21 protein-coding genes are annotated in these 23,729 nt (G+C 66.2%); 18 read left to right on the top strand and 3 right to left on the bottom strand.

The features are described 5' to 3' along the window. The first annotated feature begins 46 nt into the window (after positions 1-46). From FVQ98_RS14505 to FVQ98_RS14435, 15 genes are all read left to right on the top strand, one after another. Positions 47-691 (top strand): phage tail tube protein, encoded by a 645-nt coding sequence (locus tag FVQ98_RS14505; RefSeq protein ID WP_147914166.1) that lies wholly within the window; start codon positions 47-49, stop codon positions 689-691. 124 nt (positions 692-815) lie between these two features. Next, the gene (locus FVQ98_RS14500; RefSeq protein WP_147914165.1) at positions 816-1,199 is read left to right on the top strand and encodes a phage tail assembly chaperone; all 384 of its coding nucleotides are present in this window, start codon (positions 816-818) and stop codon (positions 1,197-1,199) included. Next, a complete protein-coding gene (locus tag FVQ98_RS14495; RefSeq protein ID WP_147914164.1) occupies positions 1,172-1,513 on the top strand; it encodes a DUF1799 domain-containing protein in 342 nt (113 codons plus the stop codon). Before FVQ98_RS14500 ends, FVQ98_RS14495 begins: the two co-directional genes overlap by 28 nt. A 72-nt stretch (positions 1,514-1,585) precedes the next feature. Beyond that, on the top strand, positions 1,586-7,651 hold the full coding sequence (locus tag FVQ98_RS14490; RefSeq protein WP_147914163.1) for a phage tail length tape measure family protein: 6,066 nt from the start codon (positions 1,586-1,588) through the stop codon (positions 7,649-7,651). Continuing rightward, complete coding sequence (locus FVQ98_RS14485; protein WP_147914162.1) at positions 7,648-8,553, top strand: hypothetical protein; 906 nt, start codon at positions 7,648-7,650, stop codon at positions 8,551-8,553. Before FVQ98_RS14490 ends, FVQ98_RS14485 begins: the two co-directional genes overlap by 4 nt. Next, complete coding sequence (locus FVQ98_RS14480; RefSeq protein ID WP_147914161.1) at positions 8,553-10,004, top strand: hypothetical protein; 1,452 nt, start codon at positions 8,553-8,555, stop codon at positions 10,002-10,004. The genes FVQ98_RS14485 and FVQ98_RS14480 overlap by 1 nt, the downstream gene beginning before the upstream one ends. Position 10,005: 1 nt before the next feature. After that, positions 10,006-10,479, top strand: a complete 474-nt coding sequence (locus FVQ98_RS14475; RefSeq protein WP_147914160.1) for a discoidin domain-containing protein — start codon at positions 10,006-10,008, stop codon at positions 10,477-10,479. Positions 10,480-10,486: 7 nt separating this feature from the next. Next, a complete protein-coding gene (locus tag FVQ98_RS14470) occupies positions 10,487-10,990 on the top strand; it encodes a hypothetical protein (protein WP_147914159.1) in 504 nt (167 codons plus the stop codon). After that, positions 10,987-11,511 carry a hypothetical protein gene (locus FVQ98_RS14465; protein ID WP_147914158.1) on the top strand — a complete coding sequence of 175 codons (525 nt, stop codon included), beginning with the start codon at positions 10,987-10,989 and terminating at the stop codon, positions 11,509-11,511. Before FVQ98_RS14470 ends, FVQ98_RS14465 begins: the two co-directional genes overlap by 4 nt. Then, positions 11,508-12,323, top strand: a complete 816-nt coding sequence (locus FVQ98_RS14460; RefSeq protein WP_147914157.1) for a hypothetical protein — start codon at positions 11,508-11,510, stop codon at positions 12,321-12,323. Before FVQ98_RS14465 ends, FVQ98_RS14460 begins: the two co-directional genes overlap by 4 nt. Before the next feature lie 4 nt (positions 12,324-12,327). Then, on the top strand, positions 12,328-12,855 hold the full coding sequence (locus tag FVQ98_RS14455) for a hypothetical protein (RefSeq protein WP_147914156.1): 528 nt from the start codon (positions 12,328-12,330) through the stop codon (positions 12,853-12,855). Next, a complete protein-coding gene (locus tag FVQ98_RS14450; RefSeq protein ID WP_187265749.1) occupies positions 12,839-13,420 on the top strand; it encodes a hypothetical protein in 582 nt (193 codons plus the stop codon). The genes FVQ98_RS14455 and FVQ98_RS14450 overlap by 17 nt, the downstream gene beginning before the upstream one ends. 3 nt (positions 13,421-13,423) lie before the next feature. Beyond that, positions 13,424-13,951 carry an N-acetylmuramoyl-L-alanine amidase gene (locus FVQ98_RS14445; RefSeq protein ID WP_147914154.1) on the top strand — a complete coding sequence of 176 codons (528 nt, stop codon included), beginning with the start codon at positions 13,424-13,426 and terminating at the stop codon, positions 13,949-13,951. Next, on the top strand, positions 13,948-14,547 hold the full coding sequence (locus FVQ98_RS14440) for a hypothetical protein (RefSeq protein WP_147914153.1): 600 nt from the start codon (positions 13,948-13,950) through the stop codon (positions 14,545-14,547). Before FVQ98_RS14445 ends, FVQ98_RS14440 begins: the two co-directional genes overlap by 4 nt. Before the next feature lie 446 nt (positions 14,548-14,993). Continuing rightward, the gene (locus FVQ98_RS14435; RefSeq protein WP_147914152.1) at positions 14,994-16,955 is read left to right on the top strand and encodes a SurA N-terminal domain-containing protein; all 1,962 of its coding nucleotides are present in this window, start codon (positions 14,994-14,996) and stop codon (positions 16,953-16,955) included. Between the two features lie 30 nt (positions 16,956-16,985). Here FVQ98_RS14435 and FVQ98_RS14430 read toward each other — a convergent pair whose 3' ends face one another. Next, positions 16,986-17,945: a LysR family transcriptional regulator gene (locus tag FVQ98_RS14430; protein WP_222707613.1), complete on the bottom strand. Its 960-nt coding sequence runs from the start codon at positions 17,943-17,945 to the stop codon at positions 16,986-16,988. 133 nt (positions 17,946-18,078) lie between these two features. On the opposite strand from FVQ98_RS14430, the gene FVQ98_RS14425 reads away from it, so the two are divergent. The 3 genes from FVQ98_RS14425 (at position 18,079) to FVQ98_RS14415 (ending at position 21,099) form a co-directional block, all read left to right on the top strand. Further along, positions 18,079-19,059 (top strand): Bug family tripartite tricarboxylate transporter substrate binding protein, encoded by a 981-nt coding sequence (locus FVQ98_RS14425; protein WP_147914150.1) that lies wholly within the window; start codon positions 18,079-18,081, stop codon positions 19,057-19,059. Positions 19,060-19,159: 100 nt separating this feature from the next. After that, on the top strand, positions 19,160-20,089 hold the full coding sequence (locus tag FVQ98_RS14420; RefSeq protein ID WP_147914149.1) for an amidohydrolase family protein: 930 nt from the start codon (positions 19,160-19,162) through the stop codon (positions 20,087-20,089). Then, complete coding sequence (locus FVQ98_RS14415; RefSeq protein ID WP_147914148.1) at positions 20,086-21,099, top strand: NADP-dependent oxidoreductase; 1,014 nt, start codon at positions 20,086-20,088, stop codon at positions 21,097-21,099. The genes FVQ98_RS14420 and FVQ98_RS14415 overlap by 4 nt, the downstream gene beginning before the upstream one ends. 56 nt (positions 21,100-21,155) lie before the next feature. On the opposite strand, the gene FVQ98_RS20325 is transcribed toward FVQ98_RS14415, so the two are convergent. Both FVQ98_RS20325 and trhP read right to left on the bottom strand, forming a co-directional pair. Next, positions 21,156-21,989 carry a zinc ribbon domain-containing protein gene (locus FVQ98_RS20325; protein WP_222707612.1) on the bottom strand — a complete coding sequence of 278 codons (834 nt, stop codon included), beginning with the start codon at positions 21,987-21,989 and terminating at the stop codon, positions 21,156-21,158. Positions 21,990-22,297: 308 nt separating this feature from the next. After that, a complete protein-coding gene (gene trhP, locus FVQ98_RS14410; protein WP_147914147.1) occupies positions 22,298-23,686 on the bottom strand; it encodes a prephenate-dependent tRNA uridine(34) hydroxylase TrhP in 1,389 nt (462 codons plus the stop codon). Between the last annotated feature and the right edge of the window lie 43 nt (positions 23,687-23,729).

Below are 23,729 nucleotides of genomic sequence, written 5' to 3'. Positions count from 1 at the left end.
CAACCCAGCCCGCCTCGCGGGCTTTTTTCGTTGAAAGGAGCCTTCAATGGCACAACTCCTGGCGGGCGCGACCTTCTCGTTTGCCCAAGCAACCGGCGCGGCCAAAACCGTTTCCGGCGTCACTAACGCGGTCGAGGCAGTGGTATCCGCCACCGCCCACGGCCTGGCCAACGGCGACATCGTCTGGCTCACCTCCGGTTGGGCGAACCTCAACCGCCGCGCGTTCCGCGTCAAGTCCATCACGGCCGACACCTTCGTGCTGGAAGGCATGAACACCACCAACACCAGCATCTACCCCACGGGTGGCGGCGCGGGTGAAGTGCGCAAGGCCGGTCAGTTCACGCAGATCTCCGGCGTGATGAACCCCAACAGCTCCGGTGGCGACCCCAAGACCATCAACTACCGCTTCGTCGAAATGCTGTCCGAGCTGACCCTTAACGACGGCTTCTCGGCCGTGTCGCGCTCCATGGAGATCGACGTCGACCAGATGGGCACGCCCGGCTACGAGCTGCTCAAGAGCCTGACCGAAAACGACGGCGAATGCATCATGAAGACCACCTTGCGCAGCGGCTCCATCCAGCTGCTGCCCTGCAAGTTGGCGCTGAACGAAGAGATGACCGGCGGCACCAGCGCGCCCCTGGCCGTCAAGCTGTCCGTCAGCGGCACCAACCGTTCGCTGCGCTACGCGTAAGCACCGCGCTGCCATGCACCCCTGCCGGGGTGTCTCCTGCGCCCCCTCGGGGGCGTTTTTCATGCCCTCCTGACCGTATGCAGGCCGGGCCTTTTTCCCCTTCCCCTAAAACGAGATCGACACCATGGCTTTCAACATCGGCCAAACGCCCGACACCATCGAAGTGCGCGCCAAATTCACCGACCGCACTGGCCGCAACCAGCAGATCAATGGCGTCTGCAAGTTCCGCACGCCTGAAGACTACGCCGCCTGGCAGGACGAGCTGATCGACGCCGTCAAGGAAGAGCGCACCGCCGCCACCAACGACGACCTCACCGTGGCCGAAATGATCGGCCGCCGCACGCACGACCGCTTCACCCAGATCCTCGACTCCTGGGAATCGTGGGACTTGAAAGAGCCGCTCACCGAAGCCGCCCTGCGCCAGCTGCATAACTTCGCCCCTGGTGCCATCAGCGCCATGGTCGCCGCCTACACCGCCGCCTGCCTGGAGGGCGCGCGGGGAAACTGATCGCCATCGGGTGCGAGCTGTTCACCCCCAGCCTCACACCCGAAGAGATCGAGGCCTCCGGCTGGGAGCCAGAGGACTTTGAAGAAGTCCCCTGCGACGTCTGGCCGGCCCACATCCGCGCGTTTGAACTGGCCTGCTACCTGCGCCGCCAGCTCCGCACCTCGTTCAGCGGGGTGCTGGGCTTTGACCTTGGCCCGGCCGACGCCTGGATGCGCCGCCGCGGCATCCCCGACAGCGAGCAGATCGTGCTCGAACAGCAGCTCGCCGACATCGAAATCGGCATGCTGAAAACCGTGAACAAGAAGAAGGACTAGGGCCCACCGGCCCCTGTCCGCCCACACAACCCCTGGCCCGCCGCGTGCGGGCCTTTTTATTGCCCCCGCTTCATGGCCGACCTGCAAAGCACCATCGCCGTCACCGCCGACGCCTCGGGCGTCGAGCCGGGCCTGGCCCCCGGCAAGAAGTCCATCATGGACTTCGCCACCGCGGCAGAGCAGGGCGGTGCGCGCGCTGCGGCCGGCCTCGGTAAGCTGGGCGACAGTGCCGACCAGGCCGGCAAGAGGGTCGGCGCTGGCCTGGACAAAGGTGCCGAAGGCGTCAAGCGCACCTCGGCCGGTATCGACCAGGCCACGCGCAGCATGTCCCGCTCCATGGAGCGCTACATCGCCGTGCTCGAGGCCGGTGGCCAGCGCAACGCCGCGTACTGGGAGGCCCTGGCCAAGCAACGCGGCATCGACACCAGCCAGATCGACGGCCTGCTCGGCAAGATGCGCGAGCTGGAAGGCGCCCAGGCCAGCGGCGTCAAGTCCATGGACAACATGGGCATGTCCGCCAAGGCCACCGCCGCCGCCATGCGCGGCGTGCCCGCGCAGATCCAGGACATCATCGTCAGCCTGCAGGGCGGCCAGGCCCCCATGACCGTGTTCCTGCAGCAGGGCAGCCAGCTGTCCGGCATGTTTGGCGGCATGGGCGCCGCCGCCAAGGCCGTCGGCACCTACCTGCTCGGCCTGGTCAACCCCTTCACCGTCGTCGCCACCGCCGCCGCTGTCGTCGCCGCAGCGTGGTACCAGGGCACCAAAGAGGCCGAGGGCTACCAGAAAGCCCTGGTCATGACCGGCAACGCCGCCGGCCAGACCGTGGGCAATCTGCAGGCCGTCGCCGACGCCATCGGCGCCACCGGCCGATCGCGCGGCGCCGCCGTCGACGCCCTGACCGAGATCGCCGCCCAGGGCATCGCCGCCGGCGACGGCCTGCAGCGCTTCGCACAGGTCGCCATCGACATGGAGCGCGCCACCGGCCAGGCCATCAGCAAGACGGTCGACCAGTTCGCCGACCTCGGGCGCGAGCCCGTCAAGGCCAGCGAGAAGCTCAATGAGCAGTTCCACTACCTCACCGCCGCCACCTACGAGCACATCCGCTCGCTCGAAGCCCAGGGCAAATCCACCGAGGCGGCCAGGGTCGCGCAGGAATCCTTCGCCAACAGCATGGCGTCGCGCACCGGTCAGGTCATTGCCAACGCGGGCTTGATGGAGCGCGCCTGGAACGGCGTCACCGGTGCCGCCAAGCGCGCTTGGGAGGTCATGCTCAACATCGGCAAAGCCCAGACCAACGCCGACAAGCTGGGTGGCATCACCAGCGAGCTGGCGCGCCTGCAGAACGAGCAGGCAGCCGGTGGCTTTGCCAGCAACGGCGGTGGCGCCGCGTTCGGCCGCCCCAACCCGCAGGCCGACAGCCGCCGCGCCCAGCGCATCCAGCAGCTTCAGGCCGAGGCAGCGGCCCTGGGTGGCGTCATCGCGGGCGAGAAGGCCAACGCCGAGGCCATCGCCAACCGCCAGCGTGTGGAAGAGGCCGGCATCGCCTGGGCCAAGGGCGGCGACAAACACCTCAGTGACAAGGCCAAGATGGAGCGCGAGCTGGCCCAGGCGCGCGAGCTGGGCACCAAGGCGGGCAAAAGCCAGGCCGAGATCGAGCAGCGCCTGAACAACATCCGCGCCAGCTACGACAAGAAAGGCGGCGGCGGCAGCAAGTCCGGCGTCGCCCCTGGCGAGAACGAAGTCGCACGCATCCGCGCCATGATCCAGGAGGAAGAGCGCTACACCCAGGCCCTGCAGGAGCGTGGCGCCCAGGCCGCCAAGCTCACAGCCGGTGAAAAGCTGGTCATGCAGATCCAGCAGCAGCTGAACACCGGCATCAAGGGCGTGGCCCGCTCCAACAAAGAGGCCGCCCTGGCCGAGGCGGAGCGCCTGGTGGTGGTGGAGAAGGGCCGCATCGCCGAAGAAAAGCGCGCCAAGGCCATCGAAGACGCCCGCATCGCCAACGAGAAGCTGGTCGCCGACACCTTCAAGACCGCCGAAGGCCTGGAGCGCCAGGCCAGCGAGCTGGACGCGTCCAACGCCATGTGGGGCAAGGGCAAGGTCGCCGTGGAGGAATACCGCCTCGCCCAGGCCCAGGAAATGCTGGCCATGGCCGAGGGCAGCGACCGCTTCATGCCCGAATACGTCGACGCCCTGCGCCGCGTCGTCGAAGCGCGCCAGCACCTCACCGAAGCCACCCGCGACAGCGAGTACAAACGTCTGAACGAAGGCATCCAGGACTGGACGCGCAGCGCGCGCGAGCAGCTCGCCCTCTACCAGGACGAGTCCAAATACGCCGGCCTCACCGCGCTGGAGCGCGCCAAGATCACCGCCGAGCGCCAGGTGGAGCTGAAGCTGGCCCGCGAGATCGACAAGATCAACAAGTCGAACCTCAACGACGCCCAAAAGCAGGCCCTGATCAGCGACGCCACTGCCGCCGCCGCGATTGAGAAATCCGCCGCCACGGCCAAGGTCGTCAACGACGACTGGCAAAAAACCGCCGACAGCATCAACCAAAGCCTGACCGATGCGCTGATGCGCGGCTTCGAGGACGGCAAGGGCTTCGGCAAGAGCTTTGTCGACACGCTGAAAAACATGTTCAAGACGCTGGTGTTGCGTCCCATCATCAGCTTCATCGTCCAGCCCATCGGCAACGCCATCAGCGGCATCGTCAGTGGGTTCCTGGGCGGCGGCGGGCAGGGCGGCGGCATGCTGGGCGATCTGTTTGGCGGCGCCAGCAATGGCAGCAGCCTGATGAACCTGTTCACCGGCACGGGCGGCAACTGGGGCGCCATCAGTGGCGCGCTCGGCGGCGGCATGTCCTGGGCCAACGCCCTGGGCTCCATCTACGCCAATACCACCGGCACCGGCATCAGTGGCCTGCTGGCCACCAACGGTGCCTACGGCACCGCCGCTGGTGGCATGGGCGGTGCGGGCGGGTTGGCCGGTATCGCGGGAGGGATCGCGATGGTGGCCATCCCCCTCATCATCGGCGCCATCATCGAAAACAACAGCCGCGACCGCACCGGCGGCGCTGCGTTTGCCACCAGCAACTGGCGCAAAGACCCCGGCACCGCGCCCGGCTCGGGCACTGCCTACGACACGGCCACCAACCAGTTGCCGGCCTACCAGGACATGGTCAACCGGATGGTCGAGCTGGGCCACAGCCAGAACATGAGCTGGTATGAGCAGTTCAAGGGCAACGAGCGCGCCCTGTACGCCGTGCTGCAGCAGGCCGAAGAAATGGCGCGCGGCATGAGCCACGAATTCCAGGCGCTGCCCGATGGCAAGGACATCACCGAGATGTACGGTGACTTCTACCGTGGCCAGGGCTACGCCGACCCGGCCAGCATGGGCTGGTGGAATTGGAAGGACGTCGACTTCGCCTCGGTCGACACGCGCGTGGTCGAGGCCGCGCGCCAGCTGTCGGTGTCGCTGGTCGACACCCTGACGCAGACCGCACGCACCCTGGGTGAAAGCGGGGACTTCCGCGTCACCACCGGCTGGGCCAACCGGGGCAAGGGCGACATCTGGGGCGCAGCGCAGATCATGCGCGACGGCCAGCAGATCGCCGGTTTCGACCGCAGCGACTACAAGGACACCCAGCACTACATGCAGGCGGTGTTTGGCGCCACCATGGACGCCTTCCGCTCGTTCGATTTGCCGCAGTGGGCCACCAACCTGGTCGACAGCACGCAGGACAAGATCAACGCGCTGACCGGCGACAAGGTGGGCGAAGAGGCCGCCGCCCTGTACCAGCAGGCCAGCACCGAGCTGACGCAGACCCTGGCGGCCATCAAGATGATGATCGACGTGATGCCCGACTTCAAGGGCGCCACGCAGGATGCGGTCTACAACATCGCACAGGCCCTGGGCGGCCTGGACAACCTGAACCAGCTGTACGGCGGCTACCTGCAGAACTTCTACAGCGCTGAAGAGCAGGCCAACCTCCAGCGCGCGCAGGTGCAGTCGCAATTTGAGCAGGCCGGGTTGAAGATGCCCGCCACCCGCGCCGAATTCCGCGCCATGGTGGAAGCGCTGGACCTGACCACCGAGGCCGGGCAACAAGCCTTCGCCACCTTGATGCAGTTGTCGGGTGGTTTTGCCCAGATCACGGCCGATGGCGGCGCGCTGCTCACCGCCGCGTTTGAAGGCACCGACCAGCTGGCGGGCATCATCCGCGACGGCCTGTTGGGCAACCTGGCGTCCCAGCAGGTCGGCGAACAGATGGCCGACGTCGTCGTCGGCGGCATCTACAACGCCATCGCGGGCGGCTTTGCCAACCAGATCACCCAGATCATGATGGATGGCGTGGTCACCCCCATGCTGCAGGCCGCCGTCGCCGGCACCAGCGTGACCGAAGCCGTCAGCCAGGCCACCATCGACAAGATGGTCGCCGACGCCACCGCCGTGGCGCAGGCCTTGGGCCAGATCCTCAACAACGAGGGCTTCCAGCACGCCATGCGCGCGATCGAGGGCGCCATGCTCAGCATCGCCCCGCAGATCACCGCACCCCAGCCGTACTACACCAGCTACGACACCCGCCGCCAGCAGGCCCAGGCCGCCGCCGACGCTGCCGCCCGCGCCGCCGAACAGCGCGCCCAGGAAGCCCAGCGCGCCGCCGACGAAGAAGCGCGCCGCCAGCAAGCGATCCTCACCGAGCGCCTGGGCCTCACCAAGCAGCTGCTGCAGCTCGAAGGCAACACCAACGCCTTGCGCCAGCTGGAGCTGGAAGCGCTGGACCCGTCCAACCGCGCCCTGCAAGAGCGCATCTGGGCGCTGCAGGACGAAGCCGAGGCCGAAACCCGCCGCAACGAGGCCATGAAAGAGGCCCAGGAGTTCCTGGGCAGCTTCACCAAGAGCATCGAAGAGTTCATTTTCAACACCCGCATGGCCCAGGCCAGCGGCTTCGACAGCTACCAGCTCGCCGCAGGCAAGTTCAGCGCGCAGATGGCCCTGGCGCGCGGCGGTGACCGCGATGCCCTCAACGGCATCACCGGCTATGCCGACACGCTGATCGGGTCCATCCGTGCCGAGTCCACCAGCAGCGACGAGGCCAACCTGCGCATTGGCCGTGTGCTGGGCCAGCTGGGCGAGCTGCCCAAGCAGGTCAGCGCCGAGCAGCTGATCGTCAACGCCGTGGATTCGATGAAAAACACGCTGTCCGGCGTGTTGATCGATAAGTTTGAACAGCTGGACGGCAACGTCGACGGCCTGCTCACGTTCAGCGAGCTGCAGGCCTCCGGCATGGCGTCCGACGCGCAGATCCGCGCCCTGATCGCCCGCGTCGACGTGAACGGCGACGGCATGATCAGCAAGACTGAAGCTGTGCGCGCCCAAGCCGAGCTAACCAAGCTGGGCATCAACACCGTGAACACCAGCGTGGGTGGCGTCACCACCGCCGTGGGCACCAACACCAGCAGCACCGGCAACTGGCTGAGCAATGTCAACAGCAGCGTCAGTGGCGTGAACTCGGCCGTGGGCAATGTGACCACCGGCGTGGGCGGCACCAACAGCCGCCTGGACACCAACAATCAGCTGAGCGACTTCATCCGCGCCAACACGCTCAACTTGAACGGAATTCACGACGCGTCGCAGGGCATTCGCACGAACACCGGCACGTTGACTGGACAGAACGTGCAGTTCAACAGCGGGGGCATGCAGATGACGGTGCGCGCCGGCTCTGGTTGGGGTGGCGGCGGCACTGGGTTCGCAGTGGGCGGCGCCTTCACCAACGGCATCGTGAACGAACCCACCACCTTCCGCATGGGGTTGATGGGTGAGGCAGGGCCGGAGGCCATCATGCCGCTGGTGCGCTTGTCCGGTGGCCAGTTGGGGGTGCGGGCCCTGGGTGGCGGCATCCAAGATTTGGTTGCGGCTGTGGCGGCCCTGCAGGTGGCGGTTGAGCAGTTGCGTGGCGATCAGGCGGCCCAGGCTCGGGCAATGGTCGATCTTGAGCGACTGTCCGCGAACGCTTTGTCCAAGCTCTTGCGCCTGGCAGAAAGTCACGACCGCGACGGTGCGCCAGCGCCCCGTGAGGCAGTTCGCGTCGAGGTTGAATCGGTTAAACCGGTCTTGCAGGTAGAGGTGGCGTCATGAAGCGAGGCCTGCGGGTCGTCAAGACCGTTCCTGTCACCTCCGCCACCCTGGCTGGCAGCTCCGTGCCGGAGAACGAGCATCCGGTGTGGAGTGCCGCCAGCACCTACACCAAGGGGCAGCGCGTCATCCTCGGGCATGAGGTGTACGAGGCGGTGGCCGAAACCGGCAACACCAACAAAGACCCCAAGACCGAGGCCGCCTACTGGGCGCGCGTGGGCTACACCAACCTGTGGCGCGCATTCGACTTGTCCAGCACCACGCGCACGCAGTTCGACAGCGACGCCTGGTTTGAGTTGAGCCCTGGCCAGGCGATCTCCAGCGTGGTGTTGCGTGGCCTGGCGGCCGTCACCAAGGTCAGGCTGACCATGACGCACCCGGCCTACGGTGTGGTGCACGAGCATGAAGCCTTCATTGGCAGCGAACTGACCGAGTCGTCCTGGTACGCCTGGACCTTCGAGCCGCGCGTGGCCCGCGCGACCTTCGAGTACCACGGCCTGCCGTCCTACCCCGGCGCCACCCTGCGCATCGAGCTGGAAGGCGGCGCAGATGCGGGCGTCGGCGTGGTGGCCATTGGCAAGCTGCGCGAGTTTGGCATCGGCGTGTCGCTGGGCATGCGCATCGGCCTGATGGACTTCAGCCGCAAGCAGCGCGACGAGTACGGCGACGTGTTCCTCAAACAGGGCGATTACGCCGACACCGCCTCTTTCACCGTGGTGGTTGCCAACGACCAGCTTAACAACGTGCGCGCACTGGTCACCAGCCTGCGCGGCACACCTTGTCTTTGGTCGCCCAGCGACCGATGGGAGACCACCACCGTGTGGGGGTTCTTCCAGAACTTCGTGGTGACGATTCAGTACGCCACGCATTCCGAATGTGCAATTGACCTGGAAGGACTCACGTAATGGCCGGCCCCATCACCGTCACCATCGATCCGCCGCTGCCCAGCGATCCACCCGCCGAGTTTGAGGCCAAGGCCTTCACCGCCTGGGGCGATCTGGCGGTCGCCCTGCCACAGATCAACGTGGCCGTGGGGGCCGTCAACACCGCCACGGCGGGCATGGATGCCAACGTGGCTGCTGCCCAGGCCGCCGCCAGCGCCGCCTCGGGCCACGCGACCAACGCCGACGCCAGCAAGACGGCGGCGGCCGGCAGCGCCACCGCTGCCGCCAGCAGCGCCACCGCTGCCGACGCCAGCAAGACCGCTGCGGCCAACAGCGCAGGCGCTGCAGCGTCGTCGGCCAGCGCTGCTGATGGCAGCAAGACCGCCGCTGCCGCCAGCGCCGGTACCGCCAGCACCAAGGCCACCGAGGCAGCGGGCAGCGCCAGCACGGCCCTGACCAAGGCAGGCGAGGCGGCCACCTCGGCCACCACCGCCAGCGGCGCTGCCGCCACCGCGACCACCAAGGCGGGCGAGGCCGCCGCCAGCGCGTCCACGGCCACCACCAAGGCGGGCGAGGCCTCGTCCAGCGCCACCTCGGCCGCAGGCTCGGCGACCGCCGCCGATGGCAGCAAGACCGCTGCGGCCAGCAGCGCCACCACCGCCACCAACGCTGCCACGGCCGCCCAGGGCAGCGCCACGGCTGCGGCGCAATCTGCCGCTGACGCTGCCGCGGCCGCTGCCGGTGAGCCGAAGATCACGCCCGGCGCCGCATCGCAATACTGGCGCGGCGACAAGACCTGGCAAGACCTGAATAAGTCCGCTGTCGGGCTGGGCAACGTCGACAACACCAGCGACGCCACCAAGCCCGTCAGCACCGCGCAGCAAACCGCGCTGGACGGCAAGGTGCCCACTTCCCGCAAAGTGGCAGGGAAGGCGCTGACCGCTGACGTGACCCTCGTCAAAGGCGATGTAGGACTGGGCAACGTCGACAACACCAGCGACGCCGATAAGCCGGTCAGCACGGCGACGCAGACTGCGCTGAACGGCAAACAGGCGGCCAGCACCAACTTGAACGGGTGGTCCGGTAAGACAGTGCCATCTGGCGCCATCGCCGACCTGACCACTGCGCAGACGCTGGCCAGCAAAACCCTAACCGTACCCACCCTCACGGGCTTTACGGAGACGGTCTTCGCTGTAACTGACGTCGCCAACGCCGTCATCAACCCAGCCAACGGCAGCATCCAGACCTGGACGCTGGGCGCCAATCGCACGCCCAACCTGGGCAGCATCGCTGCCGGCCAATCGGTCGTGCTGGGGGTCACATCGGGCAGCTACGCCATCACCTGGTCCAGTGTGATCTGGCCCAAGAACGGCGGCGGGGGCACCGCGCCCACGCTGGCGACCTCGGGCGTCAATTGGGTTGTGCTGTGGAAGGTGGGCTCGCAACTGTACGGCGCGTACTTGGGGGTCTGACATGCTGGCCAACGCACTCATTCGCGCGGCATCCCAGCAATCCGGGTATCGGTACTGGTCGTTGTTGATCGCTGAAAACGTCGGGGGGTACGCGTTCCCGACCTACCTGGCGTTGCCGGAGGTGGAGTTGCGCGGCGCCCCCGGAGGGGGAGACCTGACCACGCCATCGACACCAGTCACCTGCACCGGCTCCGCACTGTCGGGCCACCCCGTGTCGGCCATGGTCGACAACAACCTGAGCACCTCCTACATAAACCCCGTGAACAGCCCCAGAGACGTTCGCGTGGTTTTCGACCTTGGCTCGCCTAAAGAGGTGGCCGCGGTAGCGATTTACCGCGATGCCTTTACGCCGAACGAACAGATGCCAAAGACCTTCACCCTGGACGCTTCAAGGGACGGTGTGACGTTTGAGACGAAGGGCTCTTTCACCAACATCGACTGGCCCGACAACACCTGGAAACAGTTCATCCTCTAAAGCACACATGAACTACACAAACCAAGCCACAGGGGCGCTGGCCCTATCGATCCATGACGTGCGGGCAGCGCACCCGAACACATCCATCCCAGACGGGGCGCCGTTTGGGGACTTCGTGCCGTATGCACCCGCAACGCCGCCCGCGCACGACCCTTTGACGCAGTGGCTGGTGGAGGTGACGCCTGTCGATGTAGCCGGGACGCTGACACAGCAGTGGGTCGTAGTCGATATGACAGAGGCGGAGGTCGCCGCCGCGCGCCAAGCACGAGTGCCGCACTCCGTCACGCGCAGACAGGCGCGCCAGGCCCTGCTGCTCGCTGGGCTGCTCGATCAAGTGGAGCCGGCCATTGCCGCAATCGCCGACCCCACGCAGCGCGGCCTGGCGAGCATCGAGTGGGCCGACTCTCAAGCGTTCGAGCGCAGCCGCCCGCTGCTGATCCAGCTGGCCTCCGCCCTGGGCCTTGACAGCGCCGCCCTCGACAACCTGTTCATCCAGGCGGCACAACTGTGAAGCTGGCCCTCTACATCGGCACGCGCGAGCCCTGGTACATCGGCCTCGGCAACCTGCTGGTGCGCCTGCGCCTGCGTTCGCCCATCAGTCACTGCGAGCTGGTGTTCGAGCCCGACGATGACGTGCGAGACCTGATGCCTGATGGCAGCGCCGACGCGGCCAAGACCGGCGCCCTGTGGTGCGCCAGCAGTGGCGCCACCGACCCGATTCCCGCGTGGAGCAAACGCCGCGCTGGCAAGGCCGGCGGCGTGCGCATGAAGCGCATCAACCTGGGCGCCGACAAATGGGAGCTGATCGACCTGCCGTGGGCCGACGCCCGCGCCGCCGCGCAGTGGTTCCGGCAGCACGAAGGTGCGCTGTACGACTGGCAGGGCATCTTCGGCTTCATCGCCTGGCCCGTCCCCAACAAGGCCAGCCGGTGGTCGTGCCATGAGGCGTGCGCCGCCGCGCTGGGTCTGGCAGAGCCGCACCGGTTTGACCCTGCATCACTCGCCGCTGCGGCAAGGTGGAGACTGACGTGAACATCGCCCTGACCCTGATCGGCGCCCTGGTGGCGCTTTTTTTATGCCTGGCCGGTGGCTACACCCTGCTGTACTTCGCGGCCAACCGCATCAAGAACGACGGGGTCGAGGACGCCATCGACGAGATGGCTGACCTGCCCGACGTGAGCACAGCCGACAAGGTCGCCGCTCGGCGCTGCATCGAGCGCGCGGTCGAAGCCGACGCCGAAACCACGCTCTACGACTGGTCGGCGCCGTTCGTGGTCGCCATCGCCTGCATCGGCCTGAGCAAGACCGCAACGCACCTGCCGCGCTGGGCGCGCAAGTGGGACAACAACATCAGCATCAACGGCGACGGACTGGCCGTGCTGCGCGATGGCGAGTGGTTGTCGCTGCGCGACGGCATCGAAGCGCTGCCCGGCGAGCGCGTCGTCACCTACGACGACCCCGACTTCACCGGCCCCTTGTACTTCAAGGTGCTCGGTTTGAAGGTTAAACCGCGATCCTGGCTCGCCCGCTGGGGGTGGGCCGGCCTGCGAAACCGCGCCAGCCAAATGTCGGTTGACCTGGGCGTCGACGTGGCCGCGCGCCCGGTGCTGCTGAGTGGCGACCTTGAGATCCACAGCAGCAAGGAAGGCCACTTCCTGCTGCGCGACGGCGACACGTACCACTACAAAATCGTGAGCAAGGTGCGCTTGCTGGGCGTGCAGTGCGCGCTGATCCGCAGCGTTGGCTACAAGCTGGAAGTGACCAAGATGCGCGGCGACGACGCGCTCGGGCGCGTGGCGGCCGTCGCCATCGGATGTTCGTACAAACGGTGGAAGGGGGCCTGAAGCCATGGCGCGCCTGCTGCGTTGGTTGCGCGAGAAAGTCGCCGCTATCCAGGCCGCGCAGCGCGAGAGCGCGCGCAACGTGCTCAACCGCGTTCTCTACGCGGTGCTGGCTTTCATGTTGGCTGGTGACCTGTGGGACGCTGGCACCTTGACCTTGTGGTCGCTCAAGTCGCAATCAGCCGTCATTGCCTCGCTGCTGGGGCGCGTGCCGGTCGGCGTGGCCTTCCTGGTGCTTTCGGTGGCGGTGTTGCCCTTTGCCTTGGCTGAACTGTGCCTGTGGGTGCGCCGTCGCAGGCGCTTTCACGCCATGCTGGCCATGGCCGGGCTGGGCCTTGGCGGCGCGCTGTTCCTGATGCTGTTCATCGCTGCGCGTCATGCCGACCTGGACATCATTCGCCTGGTCTATGCCCGCTCAGGGTTGGTGTGCGTGGCGATGATGTTGCTGATTGGCACGGGCTTGAACGCTGACCTGCGCACCGCGCACGGACTTGATGACTTCAAGGACGAATCCAACCGTGTGCCCCTGGAGTGATATGCGCTGGCAGTACCTGATCGTGTGGGCGCTGGCCGCATCGTGGCCGCTCGCGGCAGCCGCCAACACCTTCGCGCTGGGCGTTCAAGGTTACGACTGGGAGAGTCTGGGCTACGCGGTCGCCACCTCGCTGGTCGGCGCGGCGTTCAAGACAGCCTTCACCCTTTCGTCCACGCGCATCGCCGTTCTCTCGGTCATGAAAGAGCTGTGGCGCGACGGCGTCGCCGCCGCGATAGCAGGCGTGGTGATGTACCTCGCGATTGGCGCCTGGGGCGCTGTGTTTACACCGCCGCACTTCCTGCTGGCCATGCCCCTGCTGTTCGCGGCCGGCTGGGCGCGCGGCGCCTTTCTCAGCTGGACAGAGGGCCGCGCCACCCACCTAGCCGACACCACGGTCGAAAGCATCGCCGACCGTATCCGCATTGCCGCCAATCCGCGCTGGCGCCACCACGGTGGCATGGGCGCCCCCGGCGCGCCGGGTCGGCCTGGGCCGCCTAGCCCAACCAGCTTTACCCCCTCGCCAGACCAATCGTCCCTTCAAAACCCCGATGACATGGAGCCATGAACCATGAGCGTGATCGTCTTGACCGCAGGCCACTCGGCCACCGACCCCGGCGCCGTCGCCGCCGATTTCACCGAAGCCGAGATCGCCCTTGAGCTGCGCGACCTCACGGCCGAGCTGCTGCGCAGCATGGGCCACGTCGTCATCGAAGATGGCGCCGATGGCGATAACTTGCCGCTGCGTTACGCGATCAGCCTGATCGGGCAGGGCGCCATCGCCGTCGAGCTGCACCTCAACGCATCCGACAACCCCAGCGCTCATGGGGTCGAAGCCATCAGCCTGCCGCCGCACCGCGCCGTCGCCCGCCAGCTCGCCCAGCGCGTGGCCTCGGCACTGCGCACCCGCGTGCGCGGCGACAGCGGCTGGATCGACCAGAGCCAATCTGCACGGGGCCGCCTGGGCTATGTCAACGGCGGAGGCGTCATTCTTGAGACCTTCTTCTTGACCAACCCCACGGAGCGCGAGCGCTACCTGGCCAATCCCCGCGCCGTGGCCCAAGCCATCGCGGACGTGCTGGATGAAGTGGCGACATGAGCAAGTTACTCGACCTCCTCAACCCCTACCGCTGGCTGATCCTGCTCGCGCTGCTCGCCGGCCTGTGGGGCGCCCACGCCTGGCGCGTGGGCGCCGCTGAAAAGCGCGGCTACGCCGCCGGCGACAAGGCCGGTGCGCACCGTGTGCAGGTGCAGTACGACACATTCAAGGGCGAGCTGATCACCCGCAGCACCACCCTGCTGGCCGAGGCCTACCGCGTCGGCGGCGTCATGCAGGGCTCTTTTAACCAACGAACCAAGGAACTGGACGATGAAATCACTACTGTTACTCGCGAGCGTGATGCTGCTCTTGAGCGCCTGCGAAACCGCCCCCAGCGCCCCGCAGGCGGTCCCCCACGCGATCGCAACCTGCCCGGCGATCCCACCGACCAAACAGCTGCCCCAGGATGTACTGGCGCCCAGCTTTACCGGGAGGATGGACACTTTCTTGTCGGGGAAGCTGCCAGGGGTGAAGTGATCCGCAAGGGCCTGCTGAAGTGCTACGCCGATCTGGACGATGCGCGCGCGCAGCAGGCGGGGTTTGTGGCGGGGCATGCTGCGCCACCGGGTGCGGTGGCCTCGGCGCCGCCGCCTTGATGGATGGGTGAACCCGACAAAGACAGTCGGGTTTAAAAAGGTCTTGCAATAGTCTCAATTTGAGACCATAACGGCGACCCCATCCCGCCCGTAGACCAACAGGCCCTGGCCACCGCTCAGACCAACCTGCTCGCCGCCCAGCAGGCCACCATCGCCGCCTGGGCGCGCATCCAGCGCTTGGTCGATCGCGCCCAGGCGCTGCTGAACGCCCGCAGCGCAGTCAAGTAGAGCCCGCGCTACCGAGTAAAATCACGCATCGCTATGACCCGCAGTTGGTGGCGTCAGTCGGTTGACATGGTAAGTGCTTGATTTATATAAAAATCCGGCTCCTTTACACGGAGTAGGTCGGCAGTTCGAGACTGTCAGCACCCACCACACGAAGCAAAGGCGAACTCAGGTTCGCCTTTTTTGCTGTTGCCCAGCCCAGTTTCAGAGAGTTTCCCCGCATGTTCGATACCGTCCGCAAACACACCAAGCTGCTGATGGGGGTGCTGTTTCTGCTGATCATTCCATCGTTCGTGCTGTTCGGCATTGACGGCTATTCGCGCATGAGCGATGCCAGCACCACGGTGGCCAGCGTCAACGGCAAGTCGATCACGCAGACCGAGTGGGACAACGCCCATCGCGCCGAAGTTGATCGTCTGCGCGCCAACAATCCTCAGATCGATCTGAACCTGCTGGATTCGCCTCAAATCAAATACGCCTCGCTGGATCAACTGGTGCGCGAGCGGGTGCTCGCAGCGGCTGCGGCGGACGAACACCTCAGCGTGAGCGATGCACGCTTGGTGTCCTACTTACAAAGCGATCCCAACATGGCTTCGCTGCGCCGTGCGGATGGCACGCTGAACATGGACGAATACCGCCGTGCGCTGTCGGCGCAGGGGCTGACGCCCGAGGCATTCGAGGCCAGCGTGCGACAGGACATGGCGCGGCGTCAGGTGCTTGGCGGCGTGGCCAACAGTAGCTTCTCGACGCAGGCCGAGGCCGACGTGGCAATGAACGCATTCCTTGAGCGCCGCGAGATCCGCCTGACTAAGTTCGCTACCGCCGACTACGCCGCCAAGCTGAACCCGACCGAAGCCGAGCTGGAGGCCTTCTACAAAGACAACCTCGGCCGCTATCAAGCGCCTGAATCGGCAAAGATCGAATACTTGGTGCTAGGACTGGAGCCGGTCAAGAAGGCTATTGAGGTGAGCGAGCAGGACCTGCGCAAGTATTACGAGCAGAACAGCGCCACATTGGGGCAACCTGAAGAGCGCCGCGCCGCGCACATCCTAATCATGGCACCCAAGGACGCGCCTGCTGCCGAGCGTGAGAAGGCCAAGTCCACGGCGCAAGGCCTGCTGGATGCACTGCGCAAGGTGCCGGACACGTTTGCCGAAGTGGCCAGGAAGTCGTCGCAGGACGATGTCAGCGCGGCCAGCGGCGGTGACTTGGGATTTTTCCGCAGTGATCGCGGGACCGATCCGGCCATTGCCAAGGCCGCCTTCTCGCTCGCGAAGGCGGGCGATGTCAGCGGGCTGGTCGAGTCCGATTTTGGCTACCACATCGTGCGCCTGACCGAGATCAAGGCGTCTGGCGTGCCACCGTTTGAGCAGGCGCGCGCGAAACTTGAAGATCAGTATCGCGTGCAGGAAGCGCAAAAGCGCTTTGGCGAGTTGGCTGAGGAATTCCGCAACGGCGTGTACGAGCAGTCGGACAGCCTCAAGCCAACGGCCGACAAGTTGAAACTGAGCATCCAGACTGCTGACAACGTGACTCGCACCCCCGCCTCGGGCGCGATCGGTGCGCTGGCGAACGCCAAGTTCCTGGGGGCACTGTTCAGCCCTGACGCGCTGGAGAAGAAGCGCAACACCGAAGCAATGGAAGTCGGCGCAAACGAATTGGCGTCGGGACGGGTCGTCTCCCATGCGCCGGCGCACGCCCGCCCATTCGCCGAGGTCAAGGCCGAGGTGCGCGCTGCCTACGTCGCGCAAAAAGGCGCCGAGCAGGCGTTGAAGGCAGGTCAAGAGCGCCTGAAGGCCTGGGAGGCCAAGCCAGAAAGCGCTACGCCCGATCTGACCCAAGTGGTGACGGTGTCCCGCGATCAGCCGGAGGGCCAGCCGCCGAGCTTGGTCGAAGCAGCGTTGCGTGCCGACCCAGCCAAGCTGCCCAAGCTGGTCGGCGTCAATTTGGGTGCCGAAGGTTTCGTGGTGGCGCGCGTCGACAAGGTCGTTCCGCGCGCGAGCGAATCCAAGGAAGTCGCCGCGCAGAACCTGCAGCGCTACGAGCAGCTCTGGGCGCTGTCCGAGACGGTGAGCTATTACGAGACGTTGAAGGCCAAGTACAAGGCCAAGATCCTGGTGCCTGTACCTGCGAGCACTCCCCAGGTGGCTGCGACGCCGGCGGCTACGGCGGCGTCGCAGTAAAACAGGGCGGCAGAGCGTGTCCGCGGAGCATCACATGGGTGAATCTGGTGGACCTGCAGCGTCGTCTCCAGCGTTGGCCGGAAAACGGAACTGTTCACCCGGAAAACCCATGCGCAATTGCACGCTGGCCAATTCGATCAGGGCCTTGGCGTAGGGCGGCAACTCCCTGCGTCGCGCCCACAAGATTGACGACCAGGTCGCCAGATGGCGCCCGTGGTGCAGCAGCGGGACGGCGCGCACGCCTTCAGCCTCCACCGACGCCATGGTCAGCAGCAGCGCAACCCCGTGGCCGGCGGCCGCCATGTTGACCAAACCCTCGGGTGAGTTGGTCTCCATCTTCGCGTTGCGCAGGCGGATGCCTTCGGCCTGGCACGCCTGATCCAGAAGGATGCGGCTGCCTGAGTCGCGCGGCATCAGCAGCAAGGCTTCACCGGCCAAGTCGCTTACGTCGACGCTTTCGCTTTGCGCGAAGCGGTGCTCCAGTCCGACGACGACGACAACGTACATGGGAAAGAGGCGGCGCGCCATCAGCGTGTCGCTGCTCATGTAGCGTGCGAAGGCAAAATCCAGTTCGCGCGATTCCACGCGCATGGCCAGGCGTTCGGCGCTGTCCTCGACGATCGACACGTCGATGGTTGGCCAGTCTTTCGCGTACGCCGTCAGCAGGCGCGGCAGGGTCTGGCGAAACAGCAAGGTATGGGCGCCGATGCGCAAGGCGCCTTGCTCGCCCCGCGCCAGCGCGCTGGCCTTCGCCTCGAATTCCGCGGCCTCCTCCAGCAGGCGCCGAGCACGTTCGTACAGGGTCACTCCGGGTGGCGTCAGACGAATGTTGCGGCCCTGACGCTCGAACAGGCGCAGGCCCAATTCGGCTTCCAATTCGGCCACCTGCTTCGACACGGCAGGTTGGGTGCGAAAGAGTCGCGCCGCAGCCACCGTGTAGCTCGACGCATCGGCCACCTCGCAAAACGTGCGCAGCCTCGCCAGATTCAATGGTCCCATTTAGAAATAACCAATTGGTTATGAATCATGGCAATTTAACTCATTGGACGGCAATGGGTAGCTGACCCATCATCGCGTCCAACGAGGCGGAAAAAGCAGTCCAACGAGAAGACAGGAGACAAGCATGAGAAAGACTTTCCAACTGGTGGCGACTGCGGTTGCGGCAGCTTGCTTTTTTGGAACTGCGCTGGCACAGGACACCTTTCCAAGCCGGCCGATCAAGATCATCGTGCCGTGGGGTGCGGGCAGCGGCATCGACGTGCAGGTGCGGCAATTCGCTGACGAGTTCGGCAAGGCGCTGAAAACGCCGGTGATCGTCGAGAACAAGGTCGGCGCTGGCAGCCAGATCGGCTACGAGGTTGCCACCAAGGCCGAGCCCAATGGCTACACGCTGCTGGCGGGCAGCAACGCTAACTTCATCCACCAGCAGATCCATCCTCGCGCCAAGCTCGATCCGGTGCGCGACCTCGCGCCCATCACCATGATGTTCTGGATGCCCAGCGTGCTGGTCGTCTCCAAGAACAGCCCTGCCAAGGACATCCCCAGCTTCGTCTCGTGGATCCAGCAGAGTCCCCAGGGCATGAACTACGGCTCGGGCGGCGTGGGTTCGGCCTCGCATTTGCTGGCGGCCATGATCGGGCAGCGCAACCAGCTGAATGTGACGCACATTCCGCTGCGCACGCTCACGGCCGATCTCGGTCCCATGCTCACGCGCGGTGACATCGGGTTTGCCCTGCCGGTCACGGGCGTGGGCGCCGCGCAGATCGACCGGGGCAACGTCCGTCCGCTCGCGGTCACGTCGAGCAAGCGCCTTCCCCAATGGCCCGACGTTCCCACGCTGGCGGAAGCCTTCAAGGACGACATCTACCTGGCCGACAGCTGGACGGCGTTGTTCGCACCCAAGGGCACACCACCGCAGATCCTCGACAAGCTTTATGCCGCGGCCGTGCAGGCCGTGGAAAGCAAGGCGCATCTGCAGTCGGCCAAGCTGTTTCACACGATCCCGGCGGCCAGCCCTTCGCGCGCAGCGTTCGCCAAGCTGTTCCAGGCCGAAGGCGACAAGTGGCGAACCATCGTCACCGAGTCGCGCATGACGCCCGACTGATTGATCCCGGCGCCCAGCGCCCAGCCATTCCACCCGCGCAACGCGCCCCCATCCAGGGCGCGCGGCTCTTCCTTTCCCTTCTCTCAACCACGTTCGCAACATGACTGCACCCCTTCGCTTAGAAGATCTGCACGGCAAGATCATTGACTTCCGCCTGCGCCCGCCCACCGGCCCTTACCGCGACTTCTTCACCCCGGCGCTGGTCGAGCGACTGGGTCGCATGTGGGGCGATGACGGCATGCCTGCCTCGTATGCGGCGAGCCTGGCAGGCGGCGACGATGCCGACGAGCACGCGCTCAAGCTGTTGTTCGAGGAAATGGACCGCGCCGGTGTTCGCTTGGGCGTCATGAATGGCCGCCATTCGCCCAACCGCGCCGTGCCCGTGCACATCGGCGACGACTACCTGCACGAACTGGAGGGCCGAACCCACGGCCGCATGGTGTCGCTGGCGGGCGTTGACCTCGACCTGCCGATGGAGGAGTTGCTGCTCGGCCTGGAGCGTGCCGTCAAGGTACTGGGCATGCGCGGTGTCTGCATCGAACCGGGTTTTGCCCGTACGCCGATGTACGCCGAAGACGAGAGCCTGATGCCCATCTACCAGCGCGTCAACGACCTGGGCGTGCCCCTGCTGTTCATGTCGGGCCCGCTCTCCGGCCCCGACAACACCTACACCGACCCGGTGCATTTCGAGCGCGTCGCGCGCCGCTTTCCGAAGATGCCCGTCGTGCTGGGCCACGGCGCCTACCCCTACGTCAACGAAGCGATTGCACTGGCCTACAAGAGCGAAGCGACTGGCGTGATGAACGTGTACCTGTCGCCCGACGTATACGTGTTCACGCCCGGCGGCTCGGCCTTCGTCGAGGGCATCCGCATGATGCCCGAGCGCTTCATCTACGCCTCGGCCTACGCCTTCTCGAGCATCGAAACGCCTGTGCGTCGCACACTCGAGCTGGGTATCGAACCTGACGCTTTGCGCGCCTACATGTACGGCAACGCCGCCCGCCTGCTGAAACTGGAGGAAGCCCAATGAGCGCGAAGCAACTGCAGGTGCGCATGGCGCGCCACCCTGACCGCGTGCTGTGTGCCGACGACTTCAGCGTGGTCGAGGCCGACATGCCCACCATGGCGCCGGGCGGCTTGCTGGCGCAACAGCTCTACCTGTCGCTCGACCCGTACGTGCGCCCCATGATGGATCCGGTGCGTTCGTACGTACCCCACTTGAACCCGGGCGACCTGATGCCGGGTTTTGGCGTCGGTCGCGTGTTGAAGAGCGATTCGGACGCTCTGCCTGTGGGCAGCTATGTCGCGGGACGCTTCGGCTGGCAGGAATTTGCCAGCCTCGACGCCGCCGCTGTGCGCCGCATCGACAGCGGACTGGGCCCGGTTTCAACGGCGGTCGGCGTGCTCGGCATGCCCGGCGCCACGGCGCACTACGGCCTCACGCAGCTGGGCAAGCCACAGCCGGGCGACACGGTCGTGGTCAGTGCGGCGTCGGGCGCTGTGGGCAGCCTGGTTGGCCAGATCGCCAAGATTAAGGGGTGCCGCGTGGTCGGCATCGCTGGCGGGCCCGAAAAGTGCCGCTACGTGATCGAAGAACTGGGCTTCGACGCCTGCCTCGACTACCGCGCGCCCGATCTGGTCGAGCGCTTCATTGCCGCCACACCCGACTACGTGGACGTGTCGTTCGAGAACGTCGGCGGCCCGATCATGGACATGGTCATGGGGCGTTTGAACGCCCACGCACGCGTCGTGCTGTGCGGGGCCATCAGCCAGTACAACACCGCCAGCCGCAGCACCGGGTTCGAGGTTTTCGAGCTGGTGCGCCAGCGCGCTTCGCTCACCGGCTTCATCATCAGCGAACACATGGACCACTGGCCGGGCGCGTTCGCCGAGATCGCGCAGTGGATCAAGGAAGGCAAGGTGCGCTACCGCGAAAGCATCGCCCACGGGCTGCGTTCAGCGCCTGAGGCCTTCATGGGCATGCTGACCGGCAAGAACCTGGGCAAGCAACTGGTGCGCGTCGCAGACGAGAACGCCTGACACCGGCAGGCGGGAGGGGGCAGCGCGCCCGCACGGCGAACGTTGCGCCCTTGCCTTCAGCCCCCGCCACTGGCGTGCTTCAAGGCATCCTGTTGCTCGCGCATGCGAATGCAGCTGGGATGCTGCCGCAGCGCGGGCTTGTTGCATTCCGATTGCAGGCAGATCGCTCGCGAAATGAAGGCACGGTCGGCGCACAACGGGGCCGGCGCAGTTGGAGCCGCGGGCGCAGGCCCAGGCGCAACGGGAGCAGTCGGCGCAGCGGACGGGCCCACTTCGACGACCGAGGGCGCACGCTCCGGCGCCCGGCGGCTGGTTTTGGACGCGGGACGGGTCGGCGCAGGCGCCGCAGCCGCAACCGCAGCGACAGGTGGCTGCCGAACGCCGGCGCTCGTGGGGGCGGCGTTCAGGGCTGCTGAGGCTGCCTCGCCCGCGGCCAGCACAGCAGCTGGGGACGATGAGGTGGCTTCAGCCGAGCCCGGGACGCGCAACGAAGTACTTTCCGCTGACGCTGCTGTGGCGGGCGACGCTGCACTCGCGGGAGTGATGGCTGTCAGCGCGGCATCGGTCTGCGGTGAACCGCGGTCACGAGCGTTCGTCCACAGAATGGCGGCGAGGGCCAGCGCCGCCAGACCGGCCGTCACCAGTGCCGCGGGCGCGCCCCAGCGCATACGCGACCGCGCTCGAGCGTCTGCCATGGCTTGCGCGGATTCTGACGCGGCGTCTGCCGCCCAGGCTTGCGCTTCCCTGCGGCGGCGACGCTTGCGGCGCCGCGCATCACGAGTCAGTTCCTCCGGCGTGGGGGGCAACGTCACCAACTGTTTTGCGCACTTGAGGCAGAACTTGGCGTGCGCCCGGTTCTCGGCGCCACACTGGGGGCAGATCAGCGACATGCGAAAGCGTGGTGCGAGGGTTCGGTCGGGAGAGGTCGGAGCACAGGGCGCCGAGGCGATCCATTTGATGTCAAAGTGTAAACATCTGCGCAGGGTTGACCCAGCAATCGCGTGGCAAAGCCACGTCACAGCGCTGCGGGGTCCGGCCAGCGTCAAGAATCCTGGCACCCATCGCCGGAACCGAGCTGGCGGCGCTGCGCAGTCATCGCTGAAACGCTATCAAATGAGAAGCTGATTGCGCAAGTGGTTGTAGGGGTGGGGCGCGATTTCGCTGGAAATTTCCGAGCGCCTGCTTCTGTGCTGCCGGGTCATGCTGTCGCTTCGGCGGGCGCCTGGCTCAGGCGGGCGATCAGCGCGTGCTCGGCCGGTCCGTCCACCGGAATCCAGACGCGCAGCGGGTTGCCTGCCGCCACCTCGATCGCTTCGCCCTCGGGGTTTTTCATCCGGTCCAGGCGCACCGTGCGGTTGCCGCTGGGGTGGATGATCTCGATCCAGTCGCCCACCGAAAACCTGTTCTTGGTCTCGACCTCGGCCCAGCCGTCCTGCAGCGCCTTGACTTCCCCCACGAACTGGCTGCGCGCGGCCACCGAATGGCCGGTCTCGTAATTCTGGTAGTCCTGCGATGGCCTGCGCTCCAGAAAGCCGCTGGTGTAGCCGCGGTTGGCCAGGCCTTCCAGCTCGGTGATCAGTTGCGGGTTGAACGCGCGGCCGGCCACGGCGTCGTCGATGGCGCGGCGGTACACCTGCGCGGTGCGCGCGACGTAGTACTGGCTCTTGGTGCGGCCCTCGATCTTGAGCGAATCGACGCCGATCTTCGCCAGCTTTTCGACCAGTTCGACCGCCCGCAGGTCCTTGCTGTTCATGATGTAGGTGCCGTGCTCGTCTTCCATGATCGGCATCAGCTGGCCCGGCCGGCCTTCTTCCTCGATCAGGTAGACCTTGTCAGCAGAAGGATGGCGCTGGCCGTTGCCGCAGGTCGATCCCGCAGCGTCTTCCGCACGTTCCTGCTCGGCCCCGAAGTTGAAGCCGACCAGTTGCTCGCCGCGCGCGAGCGCCTCGCCGGTGTTGGGGTCGACCGCGGCGTCCATCGTCTTGTAGTTCCAGCGGCAAGCGTTGGTGCAGGTGCCCTGGTTGGGGTCGCGCCGGTTGAAGTAGCCACTCAGCAGGCAACGGCCGCTGTAGGCGATGCACAGCGCGCCATGCACGAACACCTCCAGCTCCATATCGGGGCATTCCTGGCGGATTTGCTCGACCTCGGCCAGGCTCAGCTCGCGCGACAGGATGATGCGCGCCACGCCCATCTTCTGCCAGAACTTCACCGCCGCCCAGTTGGTGGTGTTGGCTTGCACCGACAGGTGCACCGGGATGTGCGGCCACCTCTCGCGCACCAGCATGATCAGGCCCGCGTCGGCCATGATCAGCGCGTCGGGCTTGAGCGCGACGACCGGCTCCAGGTCGCGCAGGTAGGTGCGCACCTTGTCGTTGTGGGCGATCAGGTTGCTGGTGACGAAGAACTTCTTGCCGCGCGCATGCGCTTCGTTGATGCCCTGGGCGAGCTGCTCCAGGCGGAATTCGTTGTTGCGCGCGCGCAGGGAGTAGCGCGGCTGACCGGCGTAGACCGCGTCGGCGCCAAAGTCGTAGGCGGCGCGCATCTTGTCGAGGCTGCCGGCCGGCAGCAGCAATTCAGGGGCTTTCATGGGCGCCTATTGTCCCCGCATCGGCCGTTTTCCCGCGCAGACC

Source organism: Ottowia flava (assembly GCF_008017535.1).
GTDB lineage: Bacteria > Pseudomonadota > Gammaproteobacteria > Burkholderiales > Burkholderiaceae_C > Ottowia > Ottowia flava.
Note: the sequence above shows the minus strand (reverse complement) of the source record. Positions and strands in the feature narration are given on the sequence as shown.

Coding starts and splice junctions, on each gene's coding strand:
- FVQ98_RS14490 (WP_147914163.1), top strand. CDS start 1,586: ATGGCCGACCTGCAAAGCACCATCGCCGTCACCGCCGACGCCTCGGGC.
- FVQ98_RS20325 (WP_222707612.1), bottom strand. CDS start 21,989: ATGTCGCTGATCTGCCCCCAGTGTGGCGCCGAGAACCGGGCGCACGCC.
- trhP (WP_147914147.1), bottom strand. CDS start 23,686: ATGAAAGCCCCTGAATTGCTGCTGCCGGCCGGCAGCCTCGACAAGATG.
- FVQ98_RS14475 (WP_147914160.1), top strand. CDS start 10,006: ATGCTGGCCAACGCACTCATTCGCGCGGCATCCCAGCAATCCGGGTAT.
- FVQ98_RS14480 (WP_147914161.1), top strand. CDS start 8,553: ATGGCCGGCCCCATCACCGTCACCATCGATCCGCCGCTGCCCAGCGAT.
- FVQ98_RS14435 (WP_147914152.1), top strand. CDS start 14,994: ATGTTCGATACCGTCCGCAAACACACCAAGCTGCTGATGGGGGTGCTG.
- FVQ98_RS14455 (WP_147914156.1), top strand. CDS start 12,328: ATGGCGCGCCTGCTGCGTTGGTTGCGCGAGAAAGTCGCCGCTATCCAG.
- FVQ98_RS14415 (WP_147914148.1), top strand. CDS start 20,086: ATGAGCGCGAAGCAACTGCAGGTGCGCATGGCGCGCCACCCTGACCGC.
- FVQ98_RS14420 (WP_147914149.1), top strand. CDS start 19,160: ATGACTGCACCCCTTCGCTTAGAAGATCTGCACGGCAAGATCATTGAC.
- FVQ98_RS14425 (WP_147914150.1), top strand. CDS start 18,079: ATGAGAAAGACTTTCCAACTGGTGGCGACTGCGGTTGCGGCAGCTTGC.
- FVQ98_RS14440 (WP_147914153.1), top strand. CDS start 13,948: ATGAGCAAGTTACTCGACCTCCTCAACCCCTACCGCTGGCTGATCCTG.
- FVQ98_RS14445 (WP_147914154.1), top strand. CDS start 13,424: ATGAGCGTGATCGTCTTGACCGCAGGCCACTCGGCCACCGACCCCGGC.
- FVQ98_RS14485 (WP_147914162.1), top strand. CDS start 7,648: ATGAAGCGAGGCCTGCGGGTCGTCAAGACCGTTCCTGTCACCTCCGCC.
- FVQ98_RS14500 (WP_147914165.1), top strand. CDS start 816: ATGGCTTTCAACATCGGCCAAACGCCCGACACCATCGAAGTGCGCGCC.
- FVQ98_RS14470 (WP_147914159.1), top strand. CDS start 10,487: ATGAACTACACAAACCAAGCCACAGGGGCGCTGGCCCTATCGATCCAT.
- FVQ98_RS14505 (WP_147914166.1), top strand. CDS start 47: ATGGCACAACTCCTGGCGGGCGCGACCTTCTCGTTTGCCCAAGCAACC.